The 10,914-nt window shown below is 70.2% G+C and carries 13 protein-coding genes and 1 tRNA gene; 5 read left to right on the top strand and 9 right to left on the bottom strand.

Annotation, left to right across the window (positions count from 1 at the left end):
• Window positions 1-78: 78 nt before the first annotated feature.
• Window positions 79-2,739 carry a TonB-dependent receptor gene (locus ABLE43_RS16580; RefSeq protein ID WP_348979491.1) on the bottom strand — a complete coding sequence of 887 codons (2,661 nt, stop codon included), beginning with the start codon at window positions 2,737-2,739 and terminating at the stop codon, window positions 79-81.
• A 201-nt stretch (window positions 2,740-2,940) separates the two neighbouring features.
• Here ABLE43_RS16580 and folE point away from each other — a divergent pair, with 201 nt between their 5' ends.
• On the top strand, window positions 2,941-3,564 hold the full coding sequence (gene folE / locus ABLE43_RS16575) for a GTP cyclohydrolase I FolE (protein WP_348979490.1): 624 nt from the start codon (window positions 2,941-2,943) through the stop codon (window positions 3,562-3,564).
• A 35-nt stretch (window positions 3,565-3,599) separates the two neighbouring features.
• Complete coding sequence (locus tag ABLE43_RS16570) at window positions 3,600-4,124, top strand: hypothetical protein (protein WP_348979489.1); 525 nt, start codon at window positions 3,600-3,602, stop codon at window positions 4,122-4,124.
• Window positions 4,125-4,311: 187 nt separating this feature from the next.
• Here ABLE43_RS16570 and ABLE43_RS16565 read toward each other — a convergent pair.
• The 5 genes from ABLE43_RS16565 to ABLE43_RS16545 all read right to left on the bottom strand — a co-directional run bounded on the left by ABLE43_RS16565 (window position 4,312) and on the right by ABLE43_RS16545 (window position 6,668).
• Window positions 4,312-4,388: transfer RNA gene (locus ABLE43_RS16565), tRNA-Arg, on the bottom strand.
• 43 nt (window positions 4,389-4,431) lie between these two features.
• Window positions 4,432-4,854 carry a DUF1178 family protein gene (locus ABLE43_RS16560; protein ID WP_348979488.1) on the bottom strand — a complete coding sequence of 141 codons (423 nt, stop codon included), beginning with the start codon at window positions 4,852-4,854 and terminating at the stop codon, window positions 4,432-4,434.
• The gene (locus ABLE43_RS16555; RefSeq protein ID WP_348979487.1) at window positions 4,851-5,675 is read right to left on the bottom strand and encodes a carbon-nitrogen hydrolase family protein; all 825 of its coding nucleotides are present in this window, start codon (window positions 5,673-5,675) and stop codon (window positions 4,851-4,853) included. Before ABLE43_RS16555 ends, ABLE43_RS16560 begins: the two co-directional genes overlap by 4 nt.
• Window positions 5,672-5,929, bottom strand: a complete 258-nt coding sequence (gene grxC, locus ABLE43_RS16550; protein WP_348979486.1) for a glutaredoxin 3 — start codon at window positions 5,927-5,929, stop codon at window positions 5,672-5,674. The genes ABLE43_RS16555 and grxC overlap by 4 nt, the downstream gene beginning before the upstream one ends.
• Before the next feature lie 31 nt (window positions 5,930-5,960).
• Window positions 5,961-6,668, bottom strand: coding sequence for a ComF family protein (locus ABLE43_RS16545; RefSeq protein ID WP_348979485.1), 708 nt, complete (start codon window positions 6,666-6,668; stop codon window positions 5,961-5,963).
• Between the two features lie 43 nt (window positions 6,669-6,711).
• On the opposite strand from ABLE43_RS16545, the gene ABLE43_RS16540 reads away from it, so the two are divergent.
• The gene (locus tag ABLE43_RS16540) at window positions 6,712-7,545 is read left to right on the top strand and encodes a class I SAM-dependent methyltransferase (protein ID WP_348979484.1); all 834 of its coding nucleotides are present in this window, start codon (window positions 6,712-6,714) and stop codon (window positions 7,543-7,545) included.
• A 209-nt stretch (window positions 7,546-7,754) separates the two neighbouring features.
• On the opposite strand, the gene ABLE43_RS16535 is transcribed toward ABLE43_RS16540, so the two are convergent.
• Entirely contained in the window at window positions 7,755-8,159 is a 405-nt protein-coding gene (locus ABLE43_RS16535; RefSeq protein ID WP_425475283.1) for a (deoxy)nucleoside triphosphate pyrophosphohydrolase, read from the bottom strand.
• Window positions 8,160-8,224: 65 nt separating this feature from the next.
• On the opposite strand from ABLE43_RS16535, the gene ABLE43_RS16530 reads away from it, so the two are divergent.
• Both ABLE43_RS16530 and ABLE43_RS16525 read left to right on the top strand, forming a co-directional pair.
• Window positions 8,225-8,416: a Flp family type IVb pilin gene (locus ABLE43_RS16530; protein ID WP_348979482.1), complete on the top strand. Its 192-nt coding sequence runs from the start codon at window positions 8,225-8,227 to the stop codon at window positions 8,414-8,416.
• Between the two features lie 132 nt (window positions 8,417-8,548).
• Window positions 8,549-8,725 carry a Flp family type IVb pilin gene (locus ABLE43_RS16525; protein WP_348979481.1) on the top strand — a complete coding sequence of 59 codons (177 nt, stop codon included), beginning with the start codon at window positions 8,549-8,551 and terminating at the stop codon, window positions 8,723-8,725.
• Between the two features lie 181 nt (window positions 8,726-8,906).
• Here ABLE43_RS16525 and ABLE43_RS16520 read toward each other — a convergent pair whose 3' ends face one another.
• Together ABLE43_RS16520 and ABLE43_RS16515 are read right to left on the bottom strand one after the other, a co-directional pair.
• On the bottom strand, window positions 8,907-9,854 hold the full coding sequence (locus tag ABLE43_RS16520; protein ID WP_348979480.1) for an acetyl-CoA carboxylase carboxyltransferase subunit alpha: 948 nt from the start codon (window positions 9,852-9,854) through the stop codon (window positions 8,907-8,909).
• An 11-nt stretch (window positions 9,855-9,865) separates the two neighbouring features.
• Complete coding sequence (locus ABLE43_RS16515) at window positions 9,866-10,765, bottom strand: tyrosine-type recombinase/integrase (protein WP_348979479.1); 900 nt, start codon at window positions 10,763-10,765, stop codon at window positions 9,866-9,868.
• Between the last annotated feature and the right edge of the window lie 149 nt (window positions 10,766-10,914).

The raw sequence follows: 10,914 nt of genomic DNA, 5'->3' as shown, positions 1-10,914 counted from the left end.
CCGCTCCCCCACCCGGCCACCCATCAGGATACTCGCGTGGGTGGCCGGGTGGGGGAGCGGGCCGGTGCCGCACAACGATCAAAAGCCGAACCGCGCACGGACGCCGTAGAAGCGCGGCATCGCCGGATAGACGCCGTAGGTGCCGGTCTGCTCGGGGATCGCGAACCCTGAGATGTTGTAATACTGGTTGGTGATGTTCTCCACGAAGAACTCGCCCGAGATGCGGCGATCGTCGGTCGCCACGCCGATCTTGCCGTTGAGCAGCGGATAGGCGTCGTTGCCGACCGTCGTCGCCCCCGTGCCGTCGCGCACGATCGACACATCGCTGTTGTAGCGCATGTCGACATGGAACAGCGCGTTGAGCTTGCCGGTCAGGCGCGGGGTCCAGGTTGCGGCGACGGTCACGACGTTGCGCGGCTGGTTCAGGAACTGCCGCCCGTTCTGGTTCTGGAGCGGGGTGCCCGCGAAGTTGTTGCTGGCATCATATGCCGCGTCGAGCAACGTGTAGCCGAGGCGGAAGCTCAGCGCGCGGATCGGCTGGATCACCGATTCCAGCTCGACGCCCTTGGCGGTCGACTTGGGCACGTTCTGCACCACGAAGCTGTTGCCGGCGAAGATCAGCGACTGGAGCCCCTTGAACTTCTGGTAGAACAGCGCCGCGTTGAACGAGAATTGCCGCGACAGGCTGGTCTTCAGGCCCAGTTCGTAGCTGTCGACCGTCTCCGCCCCGAATTCGAGGTCGCTCGCCTGCGCCCCGTCGCCGCCCAGCACCGTGGTGTTGAAGCTCGCCTGGTCGAGGTTGTAGCCGCCCGACTTGAACCCGCGGTCATAGCTGGCATAGCCGAGGATGTCGGGGGTGAACTTGTACGCCAGCTTGGCGGTGCCGGTCAGGCGGCTTTCGCTGCGGTCGTGCGAATAATTGCCGTTGAACTCGCTGCTGAGCGCGGGATTGCAGCTCAGGAGAAACAGGTTCTGGAACAGCGCCGGGCTCGCCGCGCGGATGGCGTTGCGATAGGTGACGGCACGCGGATCGTTGCCGAGGAAGAAGCCGCAGGCCGACGGATTGCTGTTGATCGACGCCGCCAGCTCCTTGCGCTCGTAATTGTAGCGCAGGCCGAGCGTTAGCGACAATTTGTCGTTGAAGTTGATGATATTGTGGGTGAACAGCGCGAAGGCGTTGGTATCGACCTGGAAATCGTCGTTGTTGTTGCCCTGCCCCGGCTGGTTCGGGGTCAGCGGCGTGTTGAGATAGGTGAACAGCGCCGATCCCGGCGGGGCGGCGGCCTGCAGCGCGGCGCTCTGGGCATAGAGCAACTGCCCGAACAGCGGCACCGTGCCCGCCGGGAGCGCCGCACCGCCGCGCAGGGCGGTGGCGACCTGGGTGAAGGTCGGCACGTTGAAGCTGCCGTAGAATTGCGCGGCGCGCCCGATGCCGCCTGCCGACGGCGGTGCCGCCAGCACCCCCGCCAGCAGCGTATCGACATAGCGGTTGGCGTCGTTGCCCAGCCGCACCGTGTCGCGCAGCTTCAGCTTCTCGTTCAGGTAGAAGGCGCCGACGAGGAAATCGACCTTGCCGTCGAACAACTGCCCCTGGAAGCGCACTTCCTGCGTGATGTCGCGCAGCGCCGAGCGATAGCCCTCGCGATACGCGCGATCGATGCCCGAATAGTCGATGTCCTGGTTCCGCAGCACCTGGAAATCGCGATAGGCGCTGATCGAGGTCAGCTTGAAATCGCCGACATCGGCGTTCAGCTCGCCCGAGACGCCCCAGTCGCGCACCGCCTCGGCATAGTCGCGGTTGGGCGAGGCGGCCATCTTCCGCTCCGACGGCGCGCCCGTGTAGATGCCGGTGCGGCCCTGCTGCGCGGCGATCGACTGGATCGCGGCCGCCGTCTGGCCGCGGGTGCTGCTGACCACGCCGCAGCATTGTTCGTCGGTCTTGTAATAGTCGCCGATCAGCCGGAAGCTGAGCGTCGAGGTGTCGTACAGCGCCTGCCCGCGCACATACCAGCGGTTGATGTCGTTGAACGAACGGTCGGAGTTCACATCGTCGATGTATCCGTCGCGCTGCCGCCAGCCGCCGTCGACGCGCAGCGCCAGCGTTTCGGCGACCGGGCCGGTCAGCGCACCCTTCAGCTCATAGGCGTTGTAGTTGCCGTATTCGCCCTCGACATAGCCGCCGAGGTCGAACTTCGGCTGCGCGGTGAACACCGACAGCGCACCCGCCGAGGTGTTGCGCCCGAACAGCGTGCCCTGCGGCCCGCGCAGCACCTCGACCCGCTCGATCTCGGGCAGCTCGGCGATGGCGATGCCCGCGCGCGAGCGGAACACGCCGTCGATGAACACGCCGACCGCAGGCTCGAAGCCGGGATTGTCGCCCGCCGTGCCCACGCCGCGGATCGACAGCGAGGTCGACACCGCCGACGACTGGCCGGTCGTGGTCTGGAGCGAGGGGGCGAGCTGTTCGAGGCCGCGGATGTCGCGCACGCCCGCATCGTCGAGCAGTTGCGCGTTCACCGCCGTCACCGCGATCGGCACGTCCTGGATCGGTTCGGCGCGACGGTTGGCGGTGACGATGATGTCGTTGCCCCAGTCTTCGGCGGGCGCGGCCAGCGCGGTCTGGTCGGGCGCGGCGACCCCGGCGGGCGCGACCGGGCTCTCGGTCGTCTGCGCCAGCGCACCCGGCGCGGCGAGCAGCATCGACAGGGCCGTCGCACCCAACAGCTCGAACTTGGTCATGGCATCCCCTCTCTGCTAACCGCCGGTCTCTGCCGTGCGTGATTCGTATTTCGTGGCGAACCAGCCAGCGCGCGTCAACGGGGAAGACATGGGGTCCGTGCGCTTTCTTTGGGTATTCGGGTATGGAAGCCACACCTGCCGTCTCCGAGTGATACCAAGGGTGTAGCTGCGGCGGGCAGAATATCGGGAATGGAAACGACGATGTGTGACGCGACTGACGACATGGCCGACGGCGATCTGGTGCGCCCCGCACCCAAGCTGCCGGTGCCCGACGACGTAGCGGAAGCGGTGCGCACCCTGATCCGCTGGGCCGGGGACGACCCGTCGCGCGAAGGGCTGCGCGACACGCCGCAGCGGGTGGCGCGGGCGTGGAAGGAATATGCGCAGGGCTACGCCGAGGACCCGACGATCCATCTGGAACGGGTGTTCGAGGAGGTCGGCGGCTATGACGAGATCGTGCTGCTGCGCGACATCCCGTTCCAGTCGCATTGCGAGCATCACATGGCCCCGATCATCGGCAAGGCGCATATCGCCTATCTGCCGAAGGACCATGTCGTCGGCATTTCCAAGCTGGCGCGAGTGCTGCACGGCTATGCCCGGCGGTTGCAGGTGCAGGAGCGGCTGACCGCCGAGGTCGCCGACTGCATCTGGAACGGCCTCAGGCCCCGCGGCGTCGCGGTGGTGATCGAGGCGACCCATGCCTGCATGACCGCGCGCGGGGTGCGCACGCCCGGCGTCACCATGACGACCAGCCGGATGATGGGCGTGTTCCGCGACGACGAACGCAGCCGCGAGGAAGTGCTGGCGCTGATCGGGCGCGGCTGAGGGAACGGCGGGACGGGGGCGATCGTTTCGGGGGCATGATGAATCGACCGCTCGCCGCCGTTGCCGTGCTGCTGCTCGGCGCCTGTTCCGCCGAACCGCCTGCCGCGGCGGACAATGCGGCGACGCAGCCGGTCGGGTCGGTCGGCGGCGTCGCGCCCACCCCGCTGCCCAGCGTCCTGCCCGGCGTGCCCGAGGAGCCCGCCCCGCACCCCGCCCCCGCGCTGCAACCGATGGTCCGTGCCGATTTCGAGGACCGCCAGCTGCTGGGTGCCGGATGCAGCTTCCGCGCGCAGCCTGGCGGCGCGATCCTGCTGATGCTGCGCGACGAGGGCGACGGGCTGGTCAAATACGACAAGCGCCTGCGCCGGATCAGCGCGGCGACGCCGGGGCGCGCGGCGATCAGCGGCGGCGGCATCGCGGCGGGCGAGCATGTGTCCTTCACCATCGCCCGTGCGGCGGGCGCGGAGCAGCCGACCGGCGGCTGGGACGCGACGCTGACGATGCGCACCGACGACGGCGGCGAGACGATCTATCGCGGCGGCGTGTGGGAATGCGGATAAGGCGGCCTGAACCGCCATTTCCACCGTCCGTGTCGAGCGCAATCGCGATTCGGTTCTCCCCTCCCTGGAAGGGGAGCGACTCCACTTACACATCGGCCGAACGTCGATCGGATATCCGGCTCGACACCCGCCGTGTCCCGCGACTTGGCTCGCGACGAACGGCGCTGGCCGGCATCCATCGGAAATCTGGTGGCCTCGGAGGGACTCGAACCCCCGACGCCCGCTTTAGGAAAGCGGCGCTCTGTCCAGCTGAGCTACGAGGCCTTGGGTGCCCGCTCTATCGCCGGTCGCGCGCCTGCGCAACGCATCAGTTGGCGCGATCGGGCGGAACCACCGGCAGCGGCAGCGGCGCGATCGGCACGCCTTCCTCGACCAGCGCCTTCGCCTCGGCGCGGGTCGCCTGACCGTGGATCGGGGCAGGATCGGCCGCCCCGCTGTGCATCGCCCGCGCGCGGGTCGCGAAGTCGCGGCCGACCCATTCGCTGTCCTTCAGCGCCGCCTGCTGCGCCCGCGCCAGTGCGGACAGCGCCGCCTTGACCGCCTGCGGCGACGGCGCGGCATTGCCCTTGGGTGCGATATTGGGGGCCATCACCGCCTTCTCGACGCCGGTATCGCCGCACATCGGACAGGCGATCAGCGCGCCCGAGCGCTGTTCGTCATAGGCGGCGCCGGAGGCGAACCACGCCTCGAACACATGGCCCGCGGTGCAGCGCAGGTCGAACACGATCATCCGATCACCTCGACCGGCGGGATCGCCCGGCGATGCGCCGCGACCGGCACCCGCGCCCGTACCGCCGCCACCTGTGCCGGATCGATCGTGGCGAAGCCCAGCCCCTCGCCCTCGCCCATGTCGAGCAGCACCTCGCCCCACGGCCCGACCACCAGCGAATGGCCATAGGTGGTGCGCCCGTCTTCATGCGTGCCGCTCTGCGCCGCCGCGACGACATAGGCCCCCGCCTCGATCGCCCGCGCGCGCAGCAGCACGTGCCAGTGCGCCCGGCCGGTCGGCACGGTGAAGGCGGCGGGCACCGCCAGCACCTCGGCCCCCGCATCGCCGAGCGCCCGGAACAGGTCGGAGAACCGCAGGTCGTAACAGATGCTGAGGCCGATGCGCCCGAGCGGCGTCGCCACCACCCGCGCGGCATCGCCCGGCGCATAGCTGGCCGACTCGCGCCACGATTCCCCGGTCGGCAGGGTCACGTCGAACAGATGCAGCTTGTCATAGGTGGCGCGGACCGCACCGCCCGCGTCGATCACATAGCTCCGGTTGGCGAGCAGCCCGTCGCCCCGCCGCACCGCCAGCGAGCCGAGATGCACCCAGATCCCCGCCGCCGCCGCCGCACTTCGCACCGCCGCCAGCACCGGATCATCGGCTTCGGCATGGAGGTTCGCCGCCGCGCGTTCCCGGTCGCGATCGAGCAGCCCGGACATCTCCGGCGTGAACAGCATCGCCGCCCCGCCCGCGGCGGCATCGTGCACCGCACGCACGATCGCATCGGCATTGGCGGCGGGATCGATCCCCGCCGTCATCTGGAGCAGCGCCAGCTTCACGCGGCCAGCAGCGGGTCCAGCTTGCCCGCACGCTCCAGCGCGGCCAGATCGTCCGAACCGCCGACATGGGTGTCGCCGATGAATATCTGCGGCACGGTGGTGCGGCCGTTCGACTGCGCCAGCATCTCCTGCCGCTTCGCGCCGCCCATGGTGATGTCGATCTCGTCGTACGCGGCGCCCTTCTCGTCGAGCAGCCGCTTGGCGCGGGTGCAATAGGGGCAGAACGCCTTGGTGTAGATGCGGATGTTTGCCATGCGACCGAGGTGTGGGCGAGCGGGCGGCTTGTCAATCGTCCGTCGCGACGACCCGTGCCCAGCACAGCACCTGCACCTCTGCCGTGCCGCCCGCCTTCAGCACCCGCGCACAGGCATCGACGGTCGCGCCGCTGGTCAGTACGTCGTCGATCAATAGCACCCGCTCGCCCGTCGCCGGACGGTGCAGCGCAAAGGCGTCGCGCACCGCCCGCGCCCGTGCCGCCGGGCCCATCGCGCGCAGCGGCGGCGTCGCCCGTGTCCGGCGCAGCAGGTCGCGCGCCAGCGGCTTGCCCGTCATCCGCGCCAGTTCGCCGGCGATCAGCAGCGACTGGTTATAGCCCCGCTGCCACAGCCGCCAGCGGTGGAGCGGCACCGGCACGATCAGCGTCGTGTCGGGGGGCACGTGGCGCAGCATCAGCCGGGCCATCGTTCCCGCCATGCCGGGCCGCCCGCCATATTTCAGCTTCAGCGCGACATCGCGGGCGACCGGGCCATAGGCGACCGCCGCCCGCGCGCCGTCATGCACCGGCGGGCGCGCCGCGCATGTCGCGCAGGTTGCGACCGGTTCGATCGCGCACGGGCTGCCGCACCGCGCGCACGCCGGATCGCCGAGGAAGCGCAGGCCCTGCCAGCATGCCGCGCAGAAGCGGTGATCCGCGTCGCTCTCCACCCCGCACGCCGGGCAGCGCGGCGGCAGCGCCAGCGCGACGATTCGGCCGAGAAGGGCGGCGGGGCGCATCGCCCCCCTTGTCGCGCCTCCCCCCGCCCGGCACAAGGCGCGGGTGAGTGTCCCCGACCTGTTCGCCCGATCGCGCCGCCGCCTGCACCGCGACCGCGCCGCCGCCGATTTCGCTTCCGCCGACTTCCTCCACCGCTTCATGCTGGAGGGGGTCGAGGAGCGGCTGCACGCGGTGACGCGGCAGTTTGGCGACGTGCTCGACCTCGGCTGTGCCGACGGCGGGTTCACGCCCCCGCCCGGCGCGCGCGTCGTCCGCTTCGATCCCGGCTTCGCCTTTGCGCGGGCCGTGGGCGGCGTGCAGGGCGACGAGGACCGGTTGCCCTTCGCCGACGGCGCGTTCGATCTGGTGGTGTCGGTCGGCGTGCTCGACAGCGTCAACGACCTGCCCGGCGCGCTGGCGCTGATCCGCCGCGCGCTGCGCCCCGACGGGCTGTTCCTCGCCGCCTTCACGGGCGGCGCGACGCTCGCCACGCTGCGCCGCGCGCTGCTGTCGGCGGAGAGCGAGCGGCCCGCCGCGCGGGTGCATCCGCAGATCGACCTGCGCTCGGCGGGCGACCTGCTGGTACGCGCCGGGTTCGCGCTGCCGGTCGCCGATTCGGAGACGCTGACCGTGCGCTATGCCGGGATCGGGCGGCTGATCGCCGACCTGCGCGGCATGGGCGCGACCAGCCTGCTGGGGCCGGTGCCGCTGACCCGCACGACACTGGCCGGTGCCGCGGAGGCGTTCGCCGAGCGCGCCGATGCCGACGGACGCACGGCGGAGACGTTCGAGGTGGTCTACCTCACCGGCTGGGCCCCCGCCCCCGGCCAGCCGCAACCCGCGCGCCGGGGCAGCGCCACCGCGTCGCTGGCGGATGCGCTGGGGCGCAAGGGGTAGCTAGGGCGGCGGGAGGCCATGACCGCCGCCGTTCCGCCTCCCGCATGACCCGAGGCGCATATGGATTCCCGCCTGCGCGGGAATGACGAGACCTCGGCCCGCTCCCCCTGTTCGTCCCGAGCGAAGTCGAGGGACGTGCCGCAAGCGCTGCGCACGGTGTCTCGACTGCGCTCGACACGAACGGTGCTGCGCGCAGGCCGACGACCGACCTACACCAGCGCCTCCAGCAATCCGATCAGCGGCCGGTCGGCGGGCGGCATCGCCAGCGCGTGCAGCTCCACCGGCCGCACCCATTGGAGCGCGGTCGCGTGGCGCGCCTCCGCCATCCCCTGCCACTTGCGCAGCGCATAGAGCAGCAGCACCAGATGCCGCGCGCCCAGCGGCTCGCTGGCGAAGGCGGCGGGGGCGAGGCAGCTGTGATCGACCACGATCCCCAGTTCCTCGTGCAGTTCGCGCACCAGCGCGCCCTCGGGCGTCTCGCCCGGTTCCACCTTGCCGCCGGGAAACTCCCACAGGCCCGCCATGGCGGTGCCGGGCGGGCGCTGCTGCACCAGCACCCGCCCGTCGCGATCGATCAGCGCGGCGGCGGTGACGAACAGGATCGGGACCGGCATCGACATTCTGTTAACCTCGTATCGGATAGCGGATGTGGCGCTGCTTTCGGGGGAACGGGCCTGCCATGCAACGGATCATGCGTCGCGCCGCCGCTTTCGCCCGCAACCGGCGGGGTGGCACCGCGATCGAATACGGACTGGTTCTCGCGCTGATCGTGCTGGTGATCCTCGCCAGCCTCGTCGCGCTGGGCAAGACGACCGCCGCGATCTGGAACGACGTCGCCGCGCAGGTGATCCGGAATGGGCCGCGCCGGTAACAATATGCCGGGCGTTCGGTTCCGCCCTTAAATCTTTCTCAACCCCGCACTTCCTAGAACGACACTGCTGGTCGGGCAGATCGCCCGGCAAGCCGGGTACAAGTCGAATCACGCAGAACCATGGAGACCGGAATGCAGAAGATCCGCAGCTTCGTTAAGAACAGCAAGGGCGCGACCGCCATCGAATACGGCCTGATCGCCGCACTCATCGCCGTCGCTGCGATCGCCGCGATGAAGGGTCTGGGCGGCCAGCTCCAGAAGACCTTCAACAACGTGCAGTCGACCATGGCGAGCCCGAACGCCAAGTAATCGTCGCGCCTTCGGGCACGAACGACGGGCGGCGGGACCGAGGTTCCGCCGCCCTTTTCGTGCGTCAGTGCCACGGACTGCTCCAGACCGTTCGTGTCGAGCACAGTCGAGACACCACGCACAACGCCTGCGGCACGTCCCTCGACTTCGCTCGGGACAAACGGTGCCAGTGCGGGTTGGCTTACAGCCGCCCCATCTTCAGGAATTTCTCGCGCCGGTCGCGCCTCAGGCGCGCGGCGTCCATGCCGATCAGCGTGGTCAGCGTGCCCTCGATCGCATCGCCCAGCGCGCCGATCGCCGCTGCGGGATCGCGGTGCGCCGCGCCCAGCGGTTCGGGCACGATCTGGTCGATGACGCCCAGCGCCTTCAGGTCCTGCGCCGTCACCCGCATCGCCTCCGCCGCTTCGGGCGCCTTGTCGGCGGTGCGCCACAGGATCGACGCGCAGCCCTCGGGCGAGATCACCGAATAGACGGCGTGCTCCAGCATCAGCACGCGGTTGCCCGCCGCCAGCGCGATCGCACCGCCCGATCCGCCCTCGCCGAGGATCGCCGACACCATCGGCACGCCGAGGTTCAGCGCCGCCTCGGTCGAGCGCGCGATCGCCTCCGCCTGGCCGCGCTCCTCCGCCTGGATGCCGGGGAAGGCGCCCGAGGTATCGACCAGCGTGACGACCGGCAGGCCGAAGCGGTCGGCCAGCTGCATCAGCCGGATCGCCTTGCGATAGCCCTCGGGCTTGCCCATGCCGAAATTGTGCTTGAGGCGCGATGCGGTGTCGTCGCCCTTCTCATGGCCGATCACCATCACCCGCCGCCCGCGTAAGCGCCCGATGCCGCCGAGAATCGCGGAATCGTCGGCAAAGGCACGGTCGCCGCCCAGCAGCATGAAATCCTCGACCAGCGCGGCGACATAATGCTTGAAGTGCGGGCGCTCGGGATGGCGCGCGACCTGAGTCTTCTGCCACGGGGTCAGCCTGGCATAGGTTTCGCGCAGCAGCCGGTCGGACTTGGTCTGCAACCGGCCGATCTCGGCGGCGATGTCGACCGCGCCGTCGGCGGCGGTATCGCGCAGCTCGTCGATGCGTGCCTGCAACTCGGCGATGGGTTTTTCAAAATCGAGGAAAGTGGCCATGGCCCCGCGCCCTATGACCGCACCCGCCCTTCGTCAATCAGCGGGTGGCGTTCGGCGACCAGCCGCACCAGCCGCGCGCGATCGACATGGGTGTAGATTTCGGTGGTGGCGATATCGGCATGGCCCAGCATCGCCTGTAGCGCGCGCAGGTCCGCGCCGCCCTCCAGCAGATGCGTGGCGAAGGCGTGACGCAGCACGTGGGGGCTGATCCGGTCGGGCGGGATACCCGCCTCGGCGGCCAGCGCACGGACCAGTTGATAGAGCCGCACCCGCGTCAGGTGCGCCTTACCCGAGGGGAACAGCCACGCGCTGTCGGCGGGGACATGCGCCCGCCAGCGCGCGACGGCGGCGCGGGCACGATCGGACAGCGGCACCATCCGCTCGCGCCCGCCCTTGCCCTTCAGGATCATGTACGGGCGGTCAGGCGCGATCGCTGCGCGGGGCAGCGACACCAGCTCGGTCGCGCGCAGCCCCGAACCATAGAGCAGCTCGAACAGCGCGGAGAGGCGCAGGTCGTTCCGGTCGGGCGGCACGCGGGCGATGCGCGCATCGATCGCGGCGAACATCGCGTCGACATCGCCGCGCGACAGCGTACGCGGCAGCCCGCGCCCGTTGCCGGGCCGGGGCAGCGCCGCGCCGGGATCGTCGGCGCGCAGCCCCTCCTCCGCGAGAAAGGCGAAGAAGCGGCGCAGCGCGGCGCTCTTGCGTGCCACGGTCGCGCGGGCGAGGTCGCGCCAGTCGTGGGCGACGTGCGTGATCGCCTCCGCATCGGCGCTGCCCAGCCGCCCGCCCAGCGTATCGGAGGCGAGCCGCAGGTCGCTGGCATAGGCGGCGATGGTGTTGCGCGCGGCACCCGCCTCGGCGGCGAGCATTTCGAGGAAGCGTTCGATGAGGATGGCGTCAGGAGTCACTGCCGTGGTTCCCTCGGCGTACCCCTGCGCAGGCCGGGGTCCAGGGTCAAGCAGAACCGGCGTCCGCGCCTGTGACCCTGGGCCCCCGCCTGCGCAGGGGTACGGCTGGGGACGGGCCATATAGTCGCTTCATGATTCCCGCGCAGGCG

Source organism: Sphingomonas silueang, from assembly GCF_040049155.1.
Lineage (GTDB): Bacteria > Pseudomonadota > Alphaproteobacteria > Sphingomonadales > Sphingomonadaceae > Sphingomonas > Sphingomonas silueang.
Note: the sequence above shows the minus strand (reverse complement) of the source record. Positions and strands in the feature narration are given on the sequence as shown.